The 21,482-nt window shown below is 71.9% G+C and carries 15 protein-coding genes; 10 read left to right on the top strand and 5 right to left on the bottom strand.

Annotated elements, in window-relative coordinates:
* Positions 1 to 52 precede the first annotated feature (52 nt).
* The 4 genes from HGN31_RS13960 (at position 53) to HGN31_RS16570 (ending at position 6,966) form a co-directional block, all read left to right on the top strand.
* Positions 53 to 2,212 carry a PepSY domain-containing protein gene (locus HGN31_RS13960; protein WP_168783593.1) on the top strand — a complete coding sequence of 720 codons (2,160 nt, stop codon included), beginning with the start codon at positions 53 to 55 and terminating at the stop codon, positions 2,210 to 2,212.
* Positions 2,193 to 3,068: an FAD:protein FMN transferase gene (locus tag HGN31_RS13965; protein WP_168783594.1), complete on the top strand. Its 876-nt coding sequence runs from the start codon at positions 2,193 to 2,195 to the stop codon at positions 3,066 to 3,068. Before HGN31_RS13960 ends, HGN31_RS13965 begins: the two co-directional genes overlap by 20 nt.
* A gap of 360 nt (positions 3,069 to 3,428) precedes the next feature.
* A complete protein-coding gene (locus HGN31_RS13970) occupies positions 3,429 to 4,142 on the top strand; it encodes a hypothetical protein (protein ID WP_244961043.1) in 714 nt (237 codons plus the stop codon).
* Positions 4,057 to 6,966 carry a Y-family DNA polymerase gene (locus HGN31_RS16570; protein ID WP_244961045.1) on the top strand — a complete coding sequence of 970 codons (2,910 nt, stop codon included), beginning with the start codon at positions 4,057 to 4,059 and terminating at the stop codon, positions 6,964 to 6,966. Before HGN31_RS13970 ends, HGN31_RS16570 begins: the two co-directional genes overlap by 86 nt.
* Positions 6,967 to 6,975: 9 nt before the next feature.
* On the opposite strand, the gene HGN31_RS13980 is transcribed toward HGN31_RS16570, so the two are convergent.
* The 5 genes from HGN31_RS13980 to HGN31_RS14000 form a co-directional block, all read right to left on the bottom strand.
* Positions 6,976 to 10,275: an error-prone DNA polymerase gene (locus tag HGN31_RS13980; protein ID WP_168783595.1), complete on the bottom strand. Its 3,300-nt coding sequence runs from the start codon at positions 10,273 to 10,275 to the stop codon at positions 6,976 to 6,978.
* Between the two features lie 300 nt (positions 10,276 to 10,575).
* Positions 10,576 to 11,592: a hypothetical protein gene (locus HGN31_RS13985; protein ID WP_168783596.1), complete on the bottom strand. Its 1,017-nt coding sequence runs from the start codon at positions 11,590 to 11,592 to the stop codon at positions 10,576 to 10,578.
* Positions 11,593 to 11,693: 101 nt separating this feature from the next.
* Positions 11,694 to 12,989: a cytochrome-c peroxidase gene (locus HGN31_RS13990; protein WP_244961047.1), complete on the bottom strand. Its 1,296-nt coding sequence runs from the start codon at positions 12,987 to 12,989 to the stop codon at positions 11,694 to 11,696.
* The gene (locus HGN31_RS13995; protein WP_168783597.1) at positions 12,986 to 13,684 is read right to left on the bottom strand and encodes an SCO family protein; all 699 of its coding nucleotides are present in this window, start codon (positions 13,682 to 13,684) and stop codon (positions 12,986 to 12,988) included. The genes HGN31_RS13990 and HGN31_RS13995 overlap by 4 nt, the downstream gene beginning before the upstream one ends.
* 1 nt (position 13,685) lies before the next feature.
* Positions 13,686 to 13,988 (bottom strand): selenium-binding protein SBP56-related protein, encoded by a 303-nt coding sequence (locus tag HGN31_RS14000; protein ID WP_280529899.1) that lies wholly within the window; start codon positions 13,986 to 13,988, stop codon positions 13,686 to 13,688.
* Positions 13,989 to 14,078: 90 nt separating this feature from the next.
* On the opposite strand from HGN31_RS14000, the gene HGN31_RS14005 reads away from it, so the two are divergent.
* The 6 genes from HGN31_RS14005 (at position 14,079) to polA (ending at position 21,430) form a co-directional block, all read left to right on the top strand.
* A protein-coding gene (locus HGN31_RS14005) for an IS3 family transposase (protein ID WP_168781936.1) occupies positions 14,079 to 15,268 on the top strand; the annotation gives its coding sequence in 2 pieces (ribosomal slippage) (positions 14,079 to 14,331 and positions 14,331 to 15,268; 1,191 coding nt in all).
* Positions 15,269 to 15,307: 39 nt separating this feature from the next.
* Positions 15,308 to 15,586 carry an IS66 family insertion sequence element accessory protein TnpB gene (locus HGN31_RS14010; RefSeq protein ID WP_168783599.1) on the top strand — a complete coding sequence of 93 codons (279 nt, stop codon included), beginning with the start codon at positions 15,308 to 15,310 and terminating at the stop codon, positions 15,584 to 15,586.
* On the top strand, positions 15,583 to 15,930 hold the full coding sequence (gene tnpB, locus HGN31_RS14015) for an IS66 family insertion sequence element accessory protein TnpB (RefSeq protein WP_168782219.1): 348 nt from the start codon (positions 15,583 to 15,585) through the stop codon (positions 15,928 to 15,930). Before HGN31_RS14010 ends, tnpB begins: the two co-directional genes overlap by 4 nt.
* A gap of 58 nt (positions 15,931 to 15,988) precedes the next feature.
* Positions 15,989 to 17,488, top strand: coding sequence for an IS66 family transposase (gene tnpC, locus HGN31_RS14020; protein WP_168781947.1), 1,500 nt, complete (start codon positions 15,989 to 15,991; stop codon positions 17,486 to 17,488).
* A gap of 359 nt (positions 17,489 to 17,847) precedes the next feature.
* Positions 17,848 to 18,516 carry a thermonuclease family protein gene (locus HGN31_RS14025; RefSeq protein ID WP_168783600.1) on the top strand — a complete coding sequence of 223 codons (669 nt, stop codon included), beginning with the start codon at positions 17,848 to 17,850 and terminating at the stop codon, positions 18,514 to 18,516.
* 91 nt (positions 18,517 to 18,607) lie between these two features.
* On the top strand, positions 18,608 to 21,430 hold the full coding sequence (gene polA / locus HGN31_RS14030) for a DNA polymerase I (protein ID WP_168783601.1): 2,823 nt from the start codon (positions 18,608 to 18,610) through the stop codon (positions 21,428 to 21,430).
* The last annotated feature ends 52 nt before the right edge of the window (positions 21,431 to 21,482 follow it).

The following is a 21,482-nucleotide window of genomic DNA, read 5'->3' on the forward strand; positions in this document are numbered from 1 at the left end:
CCCGCTGCCCGTGCCGTCCCAGTCGCACGGCCCTGCCTTCGAGGACACCCCCATGCTTCGCCGCATCCACTCCCTGCCGGGCCTCGTGCTCGGCCTGCTGCTCGCGCTGATCGCGGGCTCGGGCGCCGTGCTCTCGGTCCAGCCCGCGATCGAGCGCGCCGCCGCGCCCCCCCAGTCCCTGACCATCGCCGAGACCGCCGCCGCGATCACCGCCGCCGCGCCCGGCACCCAGGCGATCACCCGCAGCGCCAACGGCGTCGTGACCGCGCAGGTCCGCGACACCGCGGGCCGCCGCGTCCTGACCGTCGATCCGGCGAGCGGCGCGACCCTGCCCGAGATGGCCGAGGGGCCGGTCATGCGCGCCGTCAAGTCGTTCCACCGCTCGCTGCTGCTCGGCGACGGCGGGCGGGCCGCGGTGGGGGTCATGGCGGGGGCGATGGCGCTGGTGCTGGGGTCGGGCCTGTGGCTGATGCTGCGCGCGCTCGGCGGCTGGCGGCGGGCGGCGGCCCCGGTCCATGCGCGGGGCGCCAAGGGGTGGCACGCGCGCATCGGCCGCGTGGCGCTCGTCGGGCTCGGGGTGTCGGCGCTGACCGGGGCGTGGCTTTCGGCCGCGACCTTCGGCCTTGCCCCGGACGGCAGCGCCGCGGTGCTGCCCCGCGCCACCGCGGCGGCCGGGGCGCCCCTGGCGCTGGCGCGGATGCCGGCGCTCGACCGCCCGCTGGCCGAGCTGCGCAGCCTGACGCTGCCCGCGCGGCCGGGCGAGATGCTGCGGCTCGAGACCGGTGCGGGGGTGGCGCTGGTCGAGCCCGCGACGGGCGCGGGCGCGGCCTTCGCCCCGGTGACCTGGGGCGGGCGGGTGTGGGAGTGGGCCTATCGCCTGCACACCGGCCACGGGCTCTGGGCGCTGGGGCTGATCCTCGGGACCGCGGCGCTGGCGGTGCCGGTGCTGGCCGGGACCGGCGCGGCGATCTGGCTTGCGCGCCGCCGCAGCGCGGTGCGGGTGCCGGGCAACGCGCCGATGACCGAGGCCGAGCTGGTGATCCTCGTCGGCAGCGAGGGCGGCTCGACCCGGGGCTTCGCCGCGAGCCTGCACCGGGCGCTGACCGCGACGGGGGCGCGGGTGCACGTGGGCGACATGGACGCCGTGGGGCCGATGCCGCGGGCCCGGGCGCTGATCGTGATGGCCGCAACCTACGGCGACGGGGTAGCGCCGGCCTCGGCGCGGCGGTTCCTCGACCGGCTTGACGGGCTCAAGCCGCTGCCGGTCGCGGTCCTGGGCTTCGGCGACCGCGCCTTCCCCCGCTTCTGCGCCTATGCCGAGACGGTCGCGGCGGCGCTCGAGGCGCGCGGCTGGCCGGCGCTGCTGCCGCTCGACCGGATCGACGGGCAGTCGCCGGCGGCCTTTGCCGCCTGGGGGCGGGCGCTGGGGCGCGCGCTGGCACTGCCCATCGCGCCCGAGCATCGCCCGGCGCTGCCGCGGCTGCACGGGCTGCGGCTGATCTCGCGCCGCGACTATGGCGAGGCGGTGCAGGCCCCGACCGCGATCCTGCGCTTCGCCGTGCGCCCGCGCTGGCTCGGCGGGCCGCGGTTCGAGGCCGGCGACCTGCTGGCGGTCATGGCCCCGGGGGCGAGCGCGCCGCGCTTCTACTCGCTCGCCTCGTCGGCCCGCGACGGCTTTGTCGAGATCTGCGTGCGCAAGGTGCCGGGCGGGGTCTGCTCGACCTTCCTGCACGGGTTGCAGCCGGGCGACCGCCTGCGCGGCTTCACCCGCGCCAACCCCGCCTTCCGCGCCGCGCCTGCGCCGCTGGTGATGATCTCGGCCGGCTGCGGCATCGGGCCGATGGCCGGGCTGCTGCGCCGCGCCGCGCCGGGGGCCGAGCGGGTGCTCTACTTCGGGCTGCGCGATCCGGCGTCCGACTTCCTTTACGCCGAGGAGCTGGGGCGCTGGCAGGCCGAGGGGCGGCTGACCCGCCTCAGGACCGCCGTCAGCCGCGCCGCCCGGGGCGCCGAGCGCGGCCACGTCCAGCATCGGCTGCGCGAGGACGCCGCGCGACTGCGCGACCAGATCGGCCGCGGCGCGCGGGTGCTGGTCTGCGGCAGCGTGGCGATGGGCCAGTCGGTGGCGGCCGAACTCGACGCGGCGCTGAGGCCCGCGGGGCTGTCGGTCGCCGCGCTCAAGGCAGAGGGGCGCTATGTCGAGGACACCTACTGATCTCGTCACCCTCTCCGGCCCGGCGATGGGCAGCCGCTGGACCGCGCGGCTGGCCGACCCGCCCCCCGGCCTCGGCGCCGCGCTCGCCGCCGCGGTCGAGCGGGTCGAGGCCGAGGCGAGCCTGTGGCGCCCGGACAGCGACCTCTGCCGCCTCAACGCCGCCCGGGTCGGGGCATGGGTGGCGCTGCCGGAGGGGCTGCTGTCGCTGCTGGCGCTGTCGCTCGAGATGGGGCGCGAGACGGGCGGGCTCTTCGACATCGGCATGGGCGGGCTGGCGGCGGCCTGGGGGTTCGGCGCCGCCCGCGGCGCGGTCCGGCCCGCGGCGATGTCGGCCCCGCCGCGCGCGGCGGATGCCACCGCGCAGGCGCTGGAGCTGGACCCCGCCCGCGGCCGGGCGCGCAAGCACGCCGACCTGACGCTGACGCTCGACGGGATCGCCAAGGGGCACGCGGTCGATGCGATGGCCGAGGTGGCGCGGGCGATGGGCGTTGGGCAGGCGCTGCTCGGGCTCGACGGCGAGTTGGTGGCTCTGGGCACCCGCCCCGACGGCCGCCCCTGGGGGGTCGCGGTCGAGCACCCCGAGCCCGGCCGCCGCGCCGCCCGCGGGATGATCGAGATCGCGGGCACCGCGCTCGCCTCGTCGGGGGATTATCGGCATTTCGTCGAGGTCGGCGGGCGGCGGGTATCGCACACGATGAACCCGCGCAGCGGGTTGCCGGCGCAGGGCGTGTCCGCGGTGACCGTGCTGGCCCACAGCTGCGCCCGCGCCGATGCCTGGGCGACGGCGCTGATGATCCTGCCGCAGGAGGCGGGGGTGTTGCTCGCGCAGGCGAAGGGGGTGGCGGCGCTGTGGTGAGGGAGACGGGGGGGAGGCGCCCCCGAAGGTGAGAAGCTTCGGGCGCGCGGGAGCCAAGGCGCGCTTGGCCTTGCAGCGGGCCTTTCGTCCTTTCCTAGCGTTCTCCATGACTTCACCGCTGGCATCGCCCGCGGCTCCGCTTGCACCTCTCCCTATGCCCTCGACCGTCACGGTGGGCGTGCCCTGAGCTTCTCCGTTCAAGCCTCTGTCTGGGGCCCTCCCTCGGCCCGGCCGCTCAGGCTGCTGATCTTCTTCCGCTGAGCCCGCCCCTCCAATTTCATCCGCCCTCCCACGCAAAGGTTGACGAATCGACCCGCAAGGACGAGAACAAAGAAAGAACATCTGTTCCCGTTGCCATGCATGATCCCGATCACCTTTCCCCCGCAGGCCGGGCCGCGGCCGCTGCTTCCGTCCCCGCCGGCTCTGCCGACCGGCGAGGCCCTGGCCTCCGGCCAGACGCAGCCGCACGCCCCGGCGCTCACCCTGCCGACGCTGTCCGAGGCGTTCTCGGCCCATCCCGTCGATGCCGGGGCGATCGGCTTTGCGCTGGCCGCGCTGCCGCCGGGGCTGGTGCTCTGGGCGCAGGACCGCATGGCGCGGCGCGAGCATGGGGTGCCCTGCCTCGCCGGGATGGGGCGGCGGCTGCTGCGGTTGGACCTCTCGCGCCCGGTGGACGTGCTGGCGGCGATGGAGGACGGGCTCTCCGCCCCCCTCGCCGCCGTGGTGGGCGAGATCCACGGCGACCCTCCGGCGCTGAGCTTCACCGCCACCCGGCGGCTGGCGCTCAGGGCCGAGCGGGCGGGGCGGGTGTGCTGGCTGATCCGGCACCGTGCCTCAGCCCAGCCGAGCGCCGCGCGGCAGCGCTGGCGGATCACCAGCCTGCCCTCGGCGCCCGATCCCGACGACCCCTTTGCGCCCGGCGACCCGCGCTGGCGGGCCGAGCTCTTCCGCTGCCGCGACGGGCAGCCGGGTACCTGGGTGGTGCGCCATGACCGGGCGGCGGATCGTCTCGATTTTTCTGCCCTCGCTGGCGATGGAGCGCTGGCAGAGGGCCCATCCCGACTGGCCCGCTGACCTGCCCGTGGCGCTCTCGGCGCCGGGTCCGAAGGGGCAGGTGATCCACGACGCCAACCGCGCCGCGGCCCAGGGCGGGGTGCGGCGCGGGGCGCTGGTGACGGCCAGCACGGCGCTCTGCCCCGGGCTGCGGATCGACGAGGCCCGCCCGGCCGAGGATGCCGCGGCGCTGGCGCGGCTGGTCCACTGGGCACGGCGCTGGGGCCCGCTTTCGGCCCCCGACGGCGCCGCGGGGATGGTGATCGACACCACCGGCGTCGCGCATCTCTTCGGCGGCGAGGCGGCGATGCTGGCCGACATCCAGGGCCGTTTCGCCTCGGCCGGGCTGACCGCGCGGGTGGCGGTGGGCCCCTGCTGGGGGGCGGCCTGGGCGCTGGCGCGGTTCGGACCCGAACGGGCGGTCTGCCACGATCTTGCCGATCTCGACCCGTTGCCGGTCGAGGCGCTGCGGCTCTCGGCCGAGACCTGCCTGCTGCTCGGCCGGCTGGGGCTCAAGACCGTGGCGGCGCTGGCGGCGATCCCGCGGCTGTCGCTGATGCGGCGCTTCAACCGCGCCCCGCGCGAGGACAACCCGCTGATCCGGCTGGACCAGCTGCGCGGCGCGCTGGCCGAGCCGGTGGGCGCGCCCGAGCCGCCGCCGCTGTTTCAGGCCGTGGCCCGGCTGGCCGAACCGGTGATGGACCCGCGCGACTGGCTGCCGGGCCTGACCGCCGAGGTCTGTGCGGCAATGGCGGCCCGCGACCAGGGCTGCCGGCGGCTGCGCCTGTCGGTGTTCCGCGTGGACGGCGAACGCCGCGACGTGGTGGCCCGCTGCGCCGCCCCCTCGCGCGAGGCGGCGCATCTGTTGCGCCTCTGGGGCGACCGGCTGGACCGGCTGGACCCGGGCTACGGCTTCGACCTCATCACCCTGACGGCGCTGGCGACGGAACCGCTCGAGCCGGCCCAGCCCCGGCTGGACGCCGAGGGCCCGGACCACGCGCTGGAGCTGGCGCGGCTGGTGGACCGGCTGACGGCGCGCTTCGGCCCCGGCCCGATCAGTTGCCCCGTCGCCCGCGAAAGCCACATCCCCGAGCGCGCCGAGGGGCCCGGGGGGGCGCTGGATGTTGGTGGGGGGGCGGGAGAGGGGAAGGGGAGGAAGGCGGGGAGTGTGGCGCTCGCGCCGAGGGGCGGTGATGGAGCACCACGGCTGGTGGCGCAGAACGGTCGGGTTGGGGAGGCTCAAGCCGTGACGGGTGGCGGCGTGGAGAAGGCTCCGTCCGATACTGCGCAAGAGACAAGGGGGAGGGCGAAGCGCGAGGAAGGCTGCGAGGTGCCTAGAGGCGGCCCCTCGCTGATGATCGTTCGCGGCGGGCAGGCTGAAGCCGGGTTCGGCCTAGGGCCGACGGCGCAGGGGGGCATCGAGGCGGCTCGGCGCGTGGTACCAAGCGGGGCCCAGCCGGTGTCATCCGACACGACGCGAGAGACAGCGGGACAGGCGAAACCCGTGGAAGGCTGTGAGCCAATCCGTGATGGCGCCTCTCGGGCCATGGTGCGCGGTGGTCAGGCTGAAGTCAGGATCGCAAGGTGGCTTGCGGTTCAGGAGGTATCCTTCAGGGCTGCTAAACCCGTGCCCGGCAAGGCGCAGGTGTCATCCGATGCGGCGCGACAGGCAGAAAGTCAGGCGAAGGGCGAGGAAGGCTGTGAGGCCGTTCGGAGCTTCCCTTTTCAGGTCATGGCGCGCGGCGGGCAGGCCGAAGACCGGTTGGCACTAGGGCCGGCGGCGCAGGGGGTAACTGTAGGGGCGGTTCAACCCTTTACCAGCAAGGTGCAGGTGTCGTCCGATGCGGTGCGACAGTCAGAAAGTCAGGCAAAGGGCGAGGAAGGCTGTAAGGCCGTCCGAAACTCCTCCTTTCAGGTGATCGCGCACGATGGGCAGGCCGAAGTCCGGTTGTTGCAAGGGCCGGCGGCTCAGGGGGGCACCGTAGGGGTGGTTCAACCCTTTCCCGGCAAGGCACAGAAGGTGTCATCCGATACGGCGCCAGAGGCAGAAAGCCCGGCGAAGGGGGAAGAAGCAAACAAGGCTTTCCGAGACGGCTCCTCGCCCATGATCGTGGCTAGCGGGAACACGGATGTCAGGGTGGTTCACGCTTCAGACGCCCGTTCGGAACGTTTTTTGGTTTCTTCCCTCGCCCGCCCGAGCGGCCTGCGTTCGGTCCCCCGGCCGAAGGTCGAACCCGTCGCGGTGCCGTCACCTGCCTGCAAGAACACTACGTGTCAGACCGGCCCCCGACAGGCGTCCTCTCCCGACGCGGTTTCCCACGCTCCCCCGGTCGACCCGTGCCCCGCCTCCCGAGCGGAGGGCAACCCCAGCCCCGAACCGGGCCTGCCAGCGGGCAGGTCGCTGAACCCGGCGGCCGATCCCGTCTCACCCTTGCGCTCTGTCACCCGCGCCCCGTCCCCCGTGCGCCCGGCCCCCACGCTCGCGGCCGTCGCTCCCCCCCTCACCCCGGCGGCGGCCTCTCCGCCCCTCTCCGCCCCGCCGCTCCTCTCGCCGCGTCCCATCCGCCTCTTCGACCCGCCCGAGGAGATCCGCGTCCTCTACGCCGTCCCGGACGGCCCGCCCGCGCAGTTCGTCTGGCGCCGCCAGATCCTGCGCGCGGCCCGCTTTGCCGGGCCCGAGCGCATCGCGCCCGAGTGGTGGCGCGACCGGCCGGGGGTGCGGCTGCGCGACTATTTCCGCATCGAGGACGAGCACGGCCGCCGGCTCTGGATCTTCCGCGAGGGGATGGCGGGTGACGGCCGCGGCGGCGCGCCGCGGTGGTTCCTGCACGGGGTGTTCGCCTGAGCATGCCGCTCAGTGGAAATCCCGCGACGCCGGCAGCACGCGGATGTTGCGCGGATGGGCCGGGGCCTGCGCCGCAGGCGGCGTGATCCGCTCGACCCGCGCCAGCCGGGCCAGCACGTCGCTGCGATCGGCCAGATGCTCGGCGACGATGTGGGTCACGCCGTCGCTGCGCTGCAGGCGCCCCTCGACGACCATCACCCGCGCAGTCATCGCCGCCCGCCGGAACCGCTCGAAGACCTTGGGCCAGAGCACGAGGTTCGCGCTGCCCGTCTCGTCCTCGAGGGTGATGAAGCACACGCCCTTGGCCGAGCCGGGGCGCTGCCGGATCAGCACCAGCCCTGCCATCCTGACCCGCGCGCCGGCCGGGCGGGCGGAGAGCCCCGCGGCGGTCACGTGCCCCTGCGCGGCCAGGCTGCGGCGCAGGAAGCGCAGCGGATGCGCCTTCAGGGACAGCCGCAGGGTCTGGTAATCGGCCACCACCTGCTCGGCCGCCGGCATCTCGGGCAGGGTGACGGGCGGCTCGGCGCCCTCGTCCACGGCAAAGAGCGGCAGGTCGGGCGCATCCTTGATCGCCCGCGCCTCCCACAGAGCCGCGCGGCGGTCGAGCCCGGCCGAACGGAACGCATCCCCGGCGGCCAGCTGGCGCAGGGTGCGGGCATCGACGCCGCTGCGCCGGCGCAGATCCTCGACGCCGGCAAAGGGCGTGTCGCGCGCCGCCGTGAGCCGGCGCACCGCGGCCTGGCCCAGCCCGTCGATCTGCCTGAGCCCGAGGCGCAGCGCGAACGCCTGTCCGCTCGCCCCCACGTGCCCGGGCGGACCGGAGCGCCCGGCCGGGGGCGGCACGGTGCCCGACGCGGGCTCGAGCGTGTTGTCCCAGTCCGAGAAGTTCACATCCGCCGCCCGCAGCTCGACCCCGTGTTCGCGCGCGTCGCGGACGATCTGGGCGGGCGCATAGAACCCCATCGGCTGGCTGTTCAGCAGCGCCGCGGCAAAGGCGTCGGGGTAGTGGTGCTTGAGCCACGCCGACACATAGACCAGATGGGCAAAGGCCGCCGCGTGGCTTTCCGGGAAGCCGTATTCGCCGAAGCCCTTGATCTGGTCGAAGCAGCGCCGGGCAAAGGCCTCGTCATAGCCGCGCCCGACCATCCGGCCGATCATCTTGTCCTGCAACTGCTCGATGGTTCCGCGCGAGCGGAAGGTGGCCATCGCCTTGCGCAGCTCTTCGGCCTCGACGGGGTCGAACTCGGCCGCGACCATGGCGATCTTCATCGCCTGTTCCTGAAAGATCGGCACCCCCAGCGTACGGCCGAGGATGTTGCGCAGCTCGTCCGGGTCGCCGCCGGCGGGGGCGGGGTACTCGACCGGCTCCTGCCCGTTGCGGCGGCGCAGGTAGGGGTGGACCATGTCGCCCTGGATCGGGCCGGGGCGGACGATGGCGACCTCGATCACCAGGTCGTAGAAGGTTTTGGGCTTGAGCCGCGGCAGCATGTTCATCTGTGCCCGGCTTTCCACCTGGAACACGCCGACGCTGTCGCCGGCCGACAGCATCGCATAGACGGCGGGGTCTTCCGCCGGGATGGTGGCGAGCGTGAGCGGCCGGCCGTGATGGGCGGCGATCAGGTCGAAGCACTTGCGGATGCAGGTCAGCATCCCCAGCGCCAGCACATCCACCTTGAGGATGCGCAGCTCGTCGATGTCGTCCTTGTCCCACTCGATGAAGCTGCGCTCGGGCATGGCGCCGTTGCCGATCGGGACGGTCTCGGTCAGCAACCCCTCGGTCAGGATGAAGCCGCCGACGTGCTGGCTGAGATGGCGCGGCATCCCGATCATCTGCTCGGCCAGCCGGATCGTCATCGCCAGCCGCCGGTCGGTAAGGTCGAGCCCGGTCTCGCCCGCGTGGCCCAGGTCCTCGCCCCACGATCCCCAGACGGTGTTGGCGAGGGCCGCCGTCACGTCCTCGGAGAGGCCCATCGCCTTGCCGACCTCGCGGATGGCGCTGCGGGGGCGATAGTGGATGACGGTCGCGCAGAGCGCCGCGTGGTCGCGGCCGTAGGTCTCGTAGATGTGCTGGATCACCTCCTCGCGGCGCTCATGCTCGAAATCGACGTCGATGTCGGGGGGCTCGTCGCGCTTTGCGTTGATGAAGCGCTCGAACAGCAGCTCGTGATGGGCCGGATCGACGGGGGTGATCCCGAGCACGAAGCAGACCGCGCTGTTGGCCGCCGAGCCGCGGCCCTGGCACAGGATGCCGCGGCTGCGGGCGTAATCCACGATGTCGCGGATGGTCAGGAAATAGCGCGCGATGTCCTTGCCGGCGATCACCCGCAGTTCCTTGTCGAGCGAGGCCCGCACCTTCTCGGGGACGCCCGCGGGATAGCGCGCGGCGGCGCCCGCCCAGGTGATCTCTTCGAGGTATTCCTGCGGCGCGCGGCCCGGTGGCGCGGTCCGGCGCGGATAGTCGTAGCTGAGGTCGGTCAGGGCAAAGCGGCAGGCGTCGGCGACCTCGCGCGTGGCGCGGATGGCGTGGGGCCAGCGTGAGAAGAGGCGCGCCATCTCGGCCGGGGGCTTGAGATGCCGCTCGGCGTTGGGCGAGAGGATCAGCCCGGCCTGGTCGATGGTCGTGCCGGTGCGGATGCAGGTCATCACGTCCTGCAGCGGCCTGCGGTCCGGGACGTGGTAATGGACGTCGTTGGTGGCGAGGATCGACAGCCCCGCCGCCCGCGCCGCCCGGTCCAGCCGGTTGATCCGCGCCACGTCGTCGCCGCTGTAGCGCCAGCTTGCCGCGACGTGGCGCAGGCTCGGCAGGCGCGCGGCGAGCGCGGGCAGCACGGACAGGTCCTCGGGCCGCTCGGGGTCGGGCCGCCAGATGAGCTGCACGCCCTCGGCATGGGCGGCCAGATCGTCGAGCGACAGGTCGCACACCCCCTTGGCCTGCCACGCCCCCTCCAGATCGTGCCGCCGCCCCTTCGAGATCAGCGCCGAGAGCCGCCCATAGGCCGCCCGGTCGGTCGGATAGGCGAGAAACCCGGTCCCGTCCGCCAGCACGATCCGCGCCCCGATCACCGGGCGCAGCCGGGCGGTGCGGGCGGCGGCGTGCAGCCGCACCACGCCGGCAAGGCTGTTGAGGTCCGCGACCCCGAGCGCGTCATAGCCGAGCAGGCTCGCCGCCGCGGCCAGCTCGTCGGCGTGCGAGGCGCCGCGCAGGAAGCTGAAGGCCGTGGTCACGCCCAGCTCGACGAACGGCGCGCGGGGGTTTGCGGCGAACGCGCCGGTCAGGCGGCGCGGGGCAGGGGTGTCGCTGTCAGGCATCCGGCCCCCTCGGCGAGGGGGGCGCCCGGAGCGGTCGGGCGGCGCGCGCGGGGGCGATGGTGGACACGCGGGGTTCCTTGCTCGGGCCGGCAGAGGGGCAGGGGTGCAGAGTGCCGGAGCCGGGCGGGCGCCGGGTCTCAAATGTTCTTCGTTTGTTCCATTCTGTCAAGCTGAGTCGCGGTGGACGCCGCCGACAAGCCGACGTCGTGGCCGCCTTTGCTGGACGATTGGACTGCCCGCGACGGCTGAAAGCCTGCGCCCTGGACTTCCCGAATCTGCGGAACTTGGCAGCGGCGCGTGTCAGGTGCGCCCGTCGAACGCCGCGACCAACGCCCGCAGGGACGGCGACGGCGCCCGGTAGCTCACGATCTCGACCGCCAGCCCCTGATCGCGGACCAGCGCCAGCGCGCGCAGGATCGCGGCGTCGATCCAGGCGTCGTCGTTGCCGAACGCCCCGCCGCCGAGCCGGGTCAGCAGCACCCGGTTCGACCCGCCTTCCGCGGCCGTCACCAGCCCCGCCCGCAACGTCGCCTCATAGGCCGCCTCGAGCACCAGCTGCGCGAACGCGGCCCACGCCGGGGCCGGCCCGGCGCCGTAGGCGATGGGCAGGGCCGAGCAGTAGATCTGGCTCACCGTCTGTCCCGGCAGGGCACCGTCCGTGACCTCGACATCACGGTGCCAACCGACCCGCAGGCGCCCGCGCAGCGCGTCGCGCGCCGCCTCGGGCAGGCTGCGCAGGTGACCGTCGATTTGGCCGAGGCTTTCGCGCGACGGCAGAGCATAGCCGTTCCGCATCTGCCACAGGCGCTCGCCGGGCCGGCCAAGCCCCTGCGCCAGCGCAGCGCCGAGGTCCGCCAGCGCGTCCAGCTGGCGGTCCCGCGTCTGGCCCGGCTGACCGTCCACCGGCACGAAGTAGTTGCGCCAGATCGTGCCCGCCCCCGCGGCCACGGCGCAGGCCGGCCCCTGCGTGGGGTCGGCCTCGTAGCGGCCGACGCCGGCCTCGGGCGTCACCTCGGGGCCGATCATCTCGAGCAGGTTGAACTGCGACGCGACCTGGAAGAGCGCCCCCGCGTTCCGGGGATCGGCGTGCATCCGCCGCACGTCACCCTGCGCAATCCCGAGCGTCAGCCGGCCCGGCACGGCGACATCCCGCGTGTGCGCCCGCAGCGCGTCGAGCGAGATCAGCTCGAGCCTGCCGATCCCGTAGCTGCGCCCGTTGACGCGCGACCGCAGCCGGCCGTCGCTGACCTCGAGCTGGGCGCGCGTCGCCTCGTACGATGTTTCGGGAAACCCGGTGAGCCGTTCGAACCAGTCCATTGCAGGCCTCCCCTCCGGGCACCGCGGCAGGCGGCGCTGCGCCATCATGCGCGGGGCGCTCAGCGGCACAAGGGGCCGGGAGCGGGGGCACATTGGCGAAATCAGTAGTTCCCCGGCCGCGCGCTCCGCGCCTCGCCCGAGAGGCACGGCACGGCGGGCGAGGTGAGGGACCGCAGGAACGCCACCACCTCCGCCCGCTCCGCGTCCGACAGGCCGAGGGGGCGGATGCGGGGGTCCTGTTCAGGGTGCGGAAAGCCGCCGCCATCGTAGAACGCCACCACCTCGTCCAGCGTCGCGAACCCGCCGTAGTGCATATAGGGGGCGGTGAGCGCGACGTTGCGCAGCGAGGGCGTGCGGAAGCGCCAGCGGTCCTCGGGCCGCCCGGTGGCCTCGTAGCGGCCGAGGTCCGGCTCGCGCACCCCGCCGACCGAGGCGATGTAGCTGCGCTCGACCTCATAGACCACGCCGGGGATCACCTCGACCCGGGCGGTGGGGGCGGGGGTCTGGCGCTCGGCCTTGCGCATGAAGCCGTAGCCGTTGTCATGGAAGGCGTTGTCGCTCAGCAGCGCATGGTCCGCGCCGATCGCATGGCAGGCGCTGCACCTCGCCTTGCCGGTGAAGAGCGCCAGCCCCCGCGCGGCGGCCGGGTCGAGCGCCGCCCCCTCGCCGCCATAGCGGGCCCGGTCGAAGGCCGACCCGCCGGCGACGAGGCTGCGCTGATAGGCCGCGAGCGCCGCGCCGATCCGGTCGATGCTGGGCGGGGCGCCGAAGGCCGCGGTGAAGCCCCGCCGATACTCCTCCATCCCGGCGATGCGGGCCACGACCTGCCCGGCCGAGGGGTTGGCCATCTCGTTCATCGCCAGCAGCGGCCCGAGGTACTGCGTCTCGAGAGCCGGGTCGCGGCCGTCGTGGAACAGCTCGGTGACGTAACCCACGTTGATGAGCGTCGGCGCGTTGCGCTTGACGCTGCGCCCCTCGACCCCCACGGCGGTGCGCAATTCGTGGCTCGTGAAGCCCTGCTCGGGAACGTGGCACATGGCGCAGGACATGGTGCCGTTCGCCGAGAGCCGCCGGTCGAAGAAGAGCTGCCGCCCCAGTTCGATCCGCGCCGCGGTGGGCGGCTCGCCCTCGGGGTGGGGGACCGGCGGCAGGCCCAGCGGCGCGGATCTTGCGCAGGCCTCGGCCAGCGCCGCCCAGCCCGCGCCGCCGCAGGCGGGATCGGCCGGCGGGGCAGGGGCTGCAGGGGGATCGGCGGGCGCCGCAGCCGACCCGAGTTCCGGCAGCGGTACGACCGTCGGGGTGGCGAGCGGCCGCGTCGGCTCGGCCCCTGCCATCCCGGCCCCCGCCATCTCGGCCGCGAGGAGGAGTGCGGTGGCGAGGACGCGCGGCCCGCTCATCGCGCGCGGGCCTCGGCGAGCAGCGTCTCGACATCGGTCATGATCAGCTGCGGGTCGATCATGCCGAGCCCGTAGATGTTGCGCACCCGCCCCTCGGCATCGACGAGGAACATCCTGAGCAGGTGGTTCAGCCGGTCGGGGTCGCCGGACCGATCCACGACCTGCCCGAACCCGGACAGGATCGGCGCGATGGTGCCGGCGTCCCGCGCCGTGAGGATCCGCCAGTCGATCTTGCGCGCCCGCGCGCCGTCGTGGCGGATCGGGTAGGCGAAGGACGCCAGCGCCTCAGGCGTGTCACGCGTCGGGTCGAAGCTGATCGTCATCAGCTGCACCTTGCCCTTGAGCTGCGGCACCTCGCCCGTCCCGTGCCAGATGTCGAAGAGCGTCGAGAGCGCCAGCGGACAGCCGTTCACGTCGCCGCAGAGAAGATAGACGAACGAGACCAACGTGACCTGCCCCCCGAGCAGGTCCTTCAGCCGGTGGGACCGGCCGGCCTCGTCCAGCAGTTCGCCGTCCGGGGCGGGCCGCGCGGGCGGCAGGACATAGCTGCCCGCGGGCGGGATCGGATAGGCCGGCGGACCGGTGGCGAAGCGCGCCGCGAACCCCGGCGGCGGATCGCCGCCCCCGAGGCCGAAGAGCCCGAGCGCCGCCGCCGCCGCCACGGCCAGTGCCGCGCCAGGTACGAGCGTCGGCATCTCAGGCCGAGAACAGCTCGGCGCTGCCGAAGTTCATCATGTGCGCGCGCCCCATCCCCTCGGCGTAGAAGTCGACGGCGAAATCCTCGACCAGCTCCTTGCCGTCCCAGGTATAGGCCTTGAGGAACTGCACGTCGTCGCCCGCCTTCTTGTCCCAGTTCCCGAGCAGCGAGGTGGTGAAGTAGACGCGTTTGCCGTCCCAGCTTTGGGAGACCATGTTGACCTGCGGCCCGATGACCTTCTCGTAGACCATCTTCGGCTTGTGCGGGTCCGAGATGTCGAAGAGCCGGGTGGTGCCGTCCATGAAGGTGTTGACCCACAGCGTCTGTGACCTGCCACGGGCTTTTTCCTCCATCTGTGACTAGAGTCCGGCCCAACGAGAGGACGGACGAAGATGAAGAAGGCACGACGGACCGAGGAACAGATTATCGGTATCCTTCAGGAGCATGATGCCGGCGCGAAGTGCGCAGATCTGTGCCGCAAGCACGGCATGTCGGAAGGCACATTTTACGCTTGGAAGGCGAAGTATGGCGGGATGACGGTGTCGGAGGCGAAGCGGCTGAAGGCACTCGAGGACGAGAACGCCAGGCTGAAGCGCTTGCTGGCTGACCAGATGCTCGACATGGCTGCGATGAAAGAACTGCTGTCAAAAAAGTGGTAACGCCCGCCGTGAAGCGCGAGGCTGTCGCGCACCTGAAGGCCCATCTCGGGCTGTCGGAGCGGCGGGCGTGCCAGATTGCCGGGGCGGACCGGACGATGGTGCGCTACCAGTCCCAGCGAGCGCCGGACACGGCGCTGCGCGGGCGGTTGCGGGATCTGGCCAACGAGCGGCGCAGGTTCGGCTACCGGCGGCTGTTCGTGCTGCTCAGGCGCGAGGGAGAGCCATCCGGGATCAACCGCATCTATCGGCTTTACCGAGAAGAGGGCTTAACCGTGCGTAAACGCAAAGCGCGCCGCAAGGCCCTCGGAACGAGGGCACCGATCCTGATCGAGACACGAGCCAATGCACGGTGGTCGCTGGACTTCGTCCATGACCAGTTCGCCTGCGGGCGGCGCTTCCGGGTGCTGAACGTGGTTGACGACGTCACCCGCGAATGTCTGGCGGCGATCCCGGACACCTCGATTTCGGGCCGCCGCGTGGCTCGGGAACTGACGGCGCTGATCGAACGCCGCGGCAGGCCTGGAATGATTGTCAGCGATAACGGGACAGAGCTGACATCGAACGCGATCCTGAAGTGGTGCGCCGAGCACAAGGTCGAATGGCATTACATTGCGCCGGGCAAGCCGATGCAGAACGGGTTCGTCGAAAGCTTCAACGGCAGGATGCGGGACGAGCTTCTGAACGAGGCCCTGTTCCGCAACATCGCCCATGCCCGTGACCTGATCGCTGCCTGGGTCACGGATTACAACACCGAAAGGCCCCACTCGGCCTTGGGCTACCAGACCCCTGTAGGGTTTGCCGCGAACCTGAACCCCGCAATCGCCCGCCCCGCTGCGCGAGATGAAAGCTCCGCGCGCCGGGCGATTGCTCAACCCGCGCCAACAGGCGTAAACAAAAACCGGGCTCAGGTCGCCGTTGGATGAAAGTTCAGTGGCAGGTCAACGGCTGCGCCGGGTGTTTCCGTGGCCCAGGTTGCCCGGCGCTACGCGGTAAACGCGAACCTGATCTTCAAGTGGCTGCGCGATCCCCGTTATGCGCCGGACCCCGCCTCGGCTCCGCCCCTTCCAGAACAGGCGCGCTTTCTGCCGGTAGAGATTGTCGCGGAGCCCAGGTCTGCCCCGGCAGGACCTGCCGCCGACAGTTGCATCGAGATCGAGCTCGCGGGCGGGCATCGGATGCGCATCAGTGGCAACTACGATCCTGGGGCGCTCGCGCGGCTGATCCGGGGGCTCACGGTATGATCCCGGTTCCGGCGAACACGCGGGTCTGGTTGGCCGCCGGGGTGACGGACATGCGCAAGGGCTTTGCAGCCTTGGCGGCGCAGGCCGAGGCTGTGCTGAAGCAGAACCCATTCGGCGGGCATCTTTTTGTCTTCCGGGGCCGCCGGGGTGATCTGGTCAAGGTCATCTGGTGGGACGGCCAAGGGGCCTGCATGTTCATGAAGCGGCTGGAGAAGGGCCGGTTCGTCTGGCCCTCGGCCAAGGAGGGGAAGGTGGCACTGACGCCTGCGCAGTTGTCGATGCTGCTGGAGGGGATTGACTGGCGGGCCCCGGAACGGACGTGGCGGCCTCTGGCGGCGGGATAGTCCACAGGACCTGTAATCAATGATTCCCACAAGGAATCCCGTGGGATAAACTTCCCGCATGCTCGATCAGACCCTGGCCCTGCCGGAAGACCCAGAGGAGCTGCGCAGCTTCACCGCGCGGCTCTTGGCCGAGGTGAAGGCCCAGGCGATCCTGATCGAGAAGCTGCGGCACCAGTTGGCAGGGCACCGCGCCCACCGGTTCGGGGCATCGTCGGAGACGGCAGAACAGCTTCAACTGGCGCTGGAGAGCAGCGAGATCGCTGCTGCCGCGATGACCGCCCGGATGCGACTGCCGGACATCGAGGAGAAGGACAAACCCAAGCGCCGCCCGATCCCGGATCATATCCCACGGATGGAGGTCGAACTCGGCCCCGGTGCCGAGGCTTGCGCCGATTGCGGAGGCCGTCTGCGCCGGATCGGGGAGGATGTCACCGAGGAGTTGGAGTATGTTCCCAGCCGGTTTATCGTGAACCGGATCGTCCGGCCGCGCCTGACCTGCACCTGCTGCGAACGGTTCGTCCAGGCCCCGCTGCCCTCTCGCCCCATCGAGCGTGGCCGCCCGGGGCCGGGTCTGCTGGCCCATGTGCTGGTCAGCAAGTATGCAGATCACTTGCCGCTCTATCGCCAGAGCCAGATCTTCGATCGTGAGGGGCTCGATCTGGATCGCTCGACGCTGGCCGACTGGGTCGGCAAATCCACTGCCTTGCTTGAACCCCTCGCTGACGCCATCGGTCGCCATGTCCTGTCGGCCGAGGCGATCTTCGCCGACGACACGCCGGTCAGCATGCTCGCCCCGGGCACCGGCAAGACCCGCACCGCCCGGCTCTGGACTTATGCCCGTGACGAACGCCCTTGGGGCGGCTCCGCGCCGCCCGCTGCCTGGTATCGCTTCTCGGGCGACCGCAAAGGCCAGCACCCCAAGGATCACCTCGCCCGCTATCGCGGCTGGATGCACGCCGACGGCTATGCCGGGTTTGAAGACCTCTACCGCTCAGGCGCCATCCGCGAGGTCGCCTGCATGGCCCATGTCCGGCGCAAGTTCGTCGACATCCACCGATCCCAGGGCTCTCCGATAGCCCAAGAGGCCATAACTCGGATCGCCCGGCTCTATGCCGTGGAGAAGGAGGCCCGTGGCGCTCCGCCTGATCGCCGTGCCGAACTGCGACAGGCCCATGCCGCCCCCGTCTTCGACGAGCTGGAGGCGTGGCTGGCGATGCAACTCACCACGATCTCAGGCAAATCCCCGCTAGCCGCCGCCATCCGCTACGCCCTGACCCGCATGCAGCGTCTGCGCCCCTACCTCGACCACGGCATTCTCGAACTCGACAACAACGCCGCCGAACGCGGCATGCGCGCCGTTGCCCTCGGCCGCAAGAACTACCTCTTCGTCGGCTCGGAAGCAGGCGGAAAGGCCGCCGCCATCGCCTACACCCTCATCGGGACAGCCAAGCTCAACGCCGTCGATCCACTCGCCTGGCTCGCTGATACCCTGGCCCGCATCCCCGACTACAAGATCACAAAGGTCGACGATCTGCTCCCATGGCGATGGAACGGGTAGCGGTCAGGCCGGACGCTTACCGTCATGCAGCGGAAGCTTGCCGCTCGCGGCATCCTCGACCAACCGGGCGCCCTACCAAATCCGGCAAAGCCCGACGGATATCAACTGCAGGCCAAAATCAAGCAGGTCACGGAGGACACCAGGCAGATGACAGGGGTCGTCAAGGAATAGCGTGGTGGCGCAGACATTGAAGCCTGCCTTGGGATCGGCCGCCGCTGGGAAGTACGGCTCTGCACTACGGACTGGTAACAGTTGCGCGACACCCGGCCGTCACCGCTTCGCAATCACTTCGAGCGCCGCGGCGATCACCCGTCACGCCCACCTTGAACAAACGGTAAACGAACCCTTAACTTAACGGAATGTTAAGGGTCTGTTCGCTCCTCGTTCTGCTTGCCACCCCGGCCCTCGCCGGTCCGCTGACCGGCACCGCCCGGATCATCGACGGCGACACGCTGGGCCTCGCCACGCCGGGGGGCGAGGCGATCATCCGCCTGCACGGGATCGACGCGCCGGAGCGGGCGCAGCGCTGCACCGACGCCGCAGGCCGCGCCTATCCCTGCGGTGCGCGGGCGACCGAGGCGCTGGGCGCGCTGGTCGGGCGGGCGCGGGTGACGTGCGAGCCGCTCGACATGGACCGGCACGAGCGCATCGTCGCGCGCTGCGCGGCGCGGGGCCGCGATCTGGGACAGGCGATGGTCGCCGCCGGCATGGCCCGCGCCTATCTGCGCTACGCCACCGACTATCTGCCCGACGAAAACGCGGCCCGCGCCGCCCGCCGCGGCCAGTGGGCCGGCGAGGCCGAGGAGCCCGCCCTCTACCGCCTCGCCCGCACGACCCATGCCGCACCGCCCGCCGAGGGGCCGGGCGACTGCACGATCAAGGGCAACATCTCGACCGGCGGGCGCATCTACCATCTGCCGGGCGGGCGCTGGTACGACCGGACCGCCATCGACCCGGCCGCCGGCGAGCGCTGGTTCTGCTCACCCGCCGAGGCCGAGGCCGCCGGCTGGCGCGCCGCCCGCGGCTGAGCCCCACCCCCCGCGGCGTTTGCGCCCCCGCCCGGCGCGTGGCAGAACGGCCCCACACCAGCTCTCCCCTCTCCCCCAAGGACTCCCCGCGATGAACGACGCCTCCGGTACCAACGACGCGGGCTTCGGCAAGGGCAGCCACCTGCATCTCATCGACGGCTCGGCCTTCATCTTCCGCGCCTACCACGCGCTGCCGCCGCTGACCCGCAAGTCCGACGGCCTGCCCATCGGTGCGGTGGCGGGCTTCTCGAACATGCTGTGGAAATACATCGAGGAGGCTCGCGGCGCCGACGCCCCCACCCATGCGGCGGTGATCTTCGACCACTCGTCCAAGACCTTCCGCAACGAGATCTACAGCGACTACAAGGCCAACCGCCCCGAGCCGCCGGACGAGCTGAAGCCGCAGTTCCCGCTGACGCGCGAGGCGACCCGCGCCTTCAACGTCGCCTGCATCGAGATCGCGGATTTCGAGGCCGACGACATCATCGCCACCCTCGCCTGCCAGGCGCGCGCGCTGGGCGGTCGGGTCACGATCATCTCCTCGGACAAGGACCTGATGCAGCTCGTCGGCGACGGCGTCGAGATGCTGGACCCGATCAAGAACCAGCGGATCGGCCGCGACGAGGTGTTCGCCAAGTTCGGCGTCTATCCCGAGCGCGTGGTCGACGTGCAGGCGCTGGCCGGCGACAGCATCGACAACGTCCCCGGGGCCCCCGGCATCGGCATCAAGACCGCCGCCCAGCTCATCGGCGAGTATGGCGACCTCGAGACGCTGCTGGCCCGCGCGGACGAGATCAAGCAGCCCAAGCGCCGCCAGACGCTGATCGACCATGCCGAGCAGATCAGGGTCTCGAAGCGCCTCGTGCAGCTCGACTGCGAGACCCCCATCGACTTCGCCATGGCAACGCTCGAGGTCACCGACCCCGACCCCGCGACGCTGATGGAGTTCCTCAACCGGATGGAGTTCCGCACCCTGACCAACCGGGTGGCCGAGCGCTTCAAGGCCGAGGCGCCCGAGCCGGTCGCCCCGCCGCCCGAGCAGGCGTCCCCCGCCGCGCCCGAGTTCCCGCCGGTCAACTGCGCCGATTATGTCACCATCACCGACGAAGAGACGCTGGCCCGCTGGATCGCCGCGATCCGGCAGAAGGGCGCGGTGGCGCTCGACACCGAGACGACCAGCCTCGACGAGATGCAGGCCGATCTGGTGGGGATCTCGCTCTGCCCGGACGTGGGGCTCGCGGCCTATGTGCCGCTCGGCCATGTCGAGGGCGCCGCGGACCTCTTTGGCGGCGGCAGCCGCGCCGCGGGGCAGATCCCGATGGACCGGGCGCTGGCCATGCTCAAGCCGATGCTCGAGGATCAGGCGGTGCTGAAGATCCTGCACAACGCCAAGTACGACTGGAAGATCCTGGCCCGCCACGGCATCCGCATGGCGCCCGTCGATGACACGATGCTGATGAGCTATGCGCTCAACGCCGCGCTGCACAATCACGGCATGGACGAGCTGGCCGACACCTACATCGGCCACCGCTGCCAGCCGATCAAGGAGCTGATCGGCTCGGGCAAGTCGCAGATCAGCTTTGCCCAGGTGCCGATCGACGCGGCCACCCGCTACGCCGCCGAGGACGCCGAGATCACCTGGCGCCTCTGGCAGCATTTCCGCCCGCAGCTGCCCGCGGCGGGGGTGACGACGGTCTATGAGACGCTGGAACGCCCGATGATCGAGGTGCTGGCCGGGATGGAGATGGCGGGGGTCGAGATCGACGCCGCCCATCTGCGACGGATGTCGGGGGCCTTCGCGCAGAAGATGGCGGCGCTCGAGGACGAGGCCTACGGGCTCGCCGGCGGCAAGTTCAACCTCGGCTCGCCCAAGCAGCTGGGCGAGATCCTGTTCGGCCAGATGGGGCTGACCGGGACCAAGGCGGGCAAGTCCGGGGCGCTCTCGACCTCGGCCGACGTGCTCGAGGACATGGCGGCCGAGGGGCACGAGCTGCCGGCCCGCATCCTCGACTGGCGGGCGCTCTCGAAGCTGAAATCGACCTATACCGACGCGCTGCCGACCTATGTGAACCCCGAGACGGGGCGGGTCCACACCTCGTATTCCATCGCCGGGGCCTCGACCGGGCGGCTCGCCTCGACCGATCCGAACCTGCAGAACATCCCCGTGCGCACCGACGAGGGCCGCCGCATCCGCGAGGCGTTCCTTGCGCCCGAGGGCAAGCGGCTGGTCTCGCTCGACTATTCCCAGATCGAGCTGCGCATCCTCGCCCATATCGCCGACATCCCGGCGCTGAAACAGGCCTTCGCCGAGGGCATCGACATCCACGCCATGACCGCCAGCCAGATGTTCGGCGTCCCGGTCGAGGGTATGGACCCGATGATCCGGCGCCAGGCCAAGGCGATCAACTTCGGCGTGATCTACGGCATCTCGGGCTTCGGCCTCGCCCGCAACCTGCGGATTCCGCGGGCCGAGGCGCAGGCCTTCATCGACACCTATTTCGAGCGCTTCCCCGAGATCCGCGCCTACATGGACGCGACCACCCGGCAGGCGAAGGCGCAGGGCTTCGTGCGCACGCTCTTCGGGCGGCGCATCCATACGCCGGGCATCTCCTCCTCGGGTCCGGCCGCGGCGGGCGCGCGGCGGGCGGCGATCAACGCGCCGATCCAGGGGACGGCCGCCGACATCATCCGCCGGGCGATGATCCGCATGCCCGCCGCGATCGAGGGGCTGCCTGCCCGGATGCTGCTGCAGGTCCACGACGAATTGGTGTTCGAGGCCGACGAGGGCGCCGTCGCGCCCCTCATCGCCGTCGCGCGCGAGGTGATGGAGGGCGCCGCCGCCCCCGCCGTGCACCTGACCGTGCCGCTGGTGGTGGACGCCGGCGCCGGCGCGACCTGGGCCGAGGCGCATTGAGCCGGGCGGCGTCCCTGCGCAGGGCGGAGGCGGGCGCGAGGGCGCCCCGCGC

Source organism: Paracoccus sanguinis (genome assembly GCF_012689545.1).
Taxonomy (GTDB): domain Bacteria; phylum Pseudomonadota; class Alphaproteobacteria; order Rhodobacterales; family Rhodobacteraceae; genus Paracoccus; species Paracoccus panacisoli.

Coding starts and splice junctions, on each gene's coding strand:
- HGN31_RS13960 (WP_168783593.1), top strand. CDS start 53: ATGCTTCGCCGCATCCACTCCCTGCCGGGCCTCGTGCTCGGCCTGCTG.
- HGN31_RS13965 (WP_168783594.1), top strand. CDS start 2,193: ATGTCGAGGACACCTACTGATCTCGTCACCCTCTCCGGCCCGGCGATG.
- HGN31_RS13970 (WP_244961043.1), top strand. CDS start 3,429: ATGATCCCGATCACCTTTCCCCCGCAGGCCGGGCCGCGGCCGCTGCTT.
- HGN31_RS16570 (WP_244961045.1), top strand. CDS start 4,057: ATGACCGGGCGGCGGATCGTCTCGATTTTTCTGCCCTCGCTGGCGATG.
- HGN31_RS13980 (WP_168783595.1), bottom strand. CDS start 10,275: ATGCCTGACAGCGACACCCCTGCCCCGCGCCGCCTGACCGGCGCGTTC.
- HGN31_RS13985 (WP_168783596.1), bottom strand. CDS start 11,592: ATGGACTGGTTCGAACGGCTCACCGGGTTTCCCGAAACATCGTACGAG.
- HGN31_RS13990 (WP_244961047.1), bottom strand. CDS start 12,989: ATGAGCGGGCCGCGCGTCCTCGCCACCGCACTCCTCCTCGCGGCCGAG.
- HGN31_RS13995 (WP_168783597.1), bottom strand. CDS start 13,684: ATGCCGACGCTCGTACCTGGCGCGGCACTGGCCGTGGCGGCGGCGGCG.
- HGN31_RS14000 (WP_280529899.1), bottom strand. CDS start 13,988: ATGGACGGCACCACCCGGCTCTTCGACATCTCGGACCCGCACAAGCCG.
- tnpB (WP_168782219.1), top strand. CDS start 15,583: ATGATCCCGGTTCCGGCGAACACGCGGGTCTGGTTGGCCGCCGGGGTG.
- tnpC (WP_168781947.1), top strand. CDS start 15,989: ATGCTCGATCAGACCCTGGCCCTGCCGGAAGACCCAGAGGAGCTGCGC.
- HGN31_RS14025 (WP_168783600.1), top strand. CDS start 17,848: ATGTTAAGGGTCTGTTCGCTCCTCGTTCTGCTTGCCACCCCGGCCCTC.
- polA (WP_168783601.1), top strand. CDS start 18,608: ATGAACGACGCCTCCGGTACCAACGACGCGGGCTTCGGCAAGGGCAGC.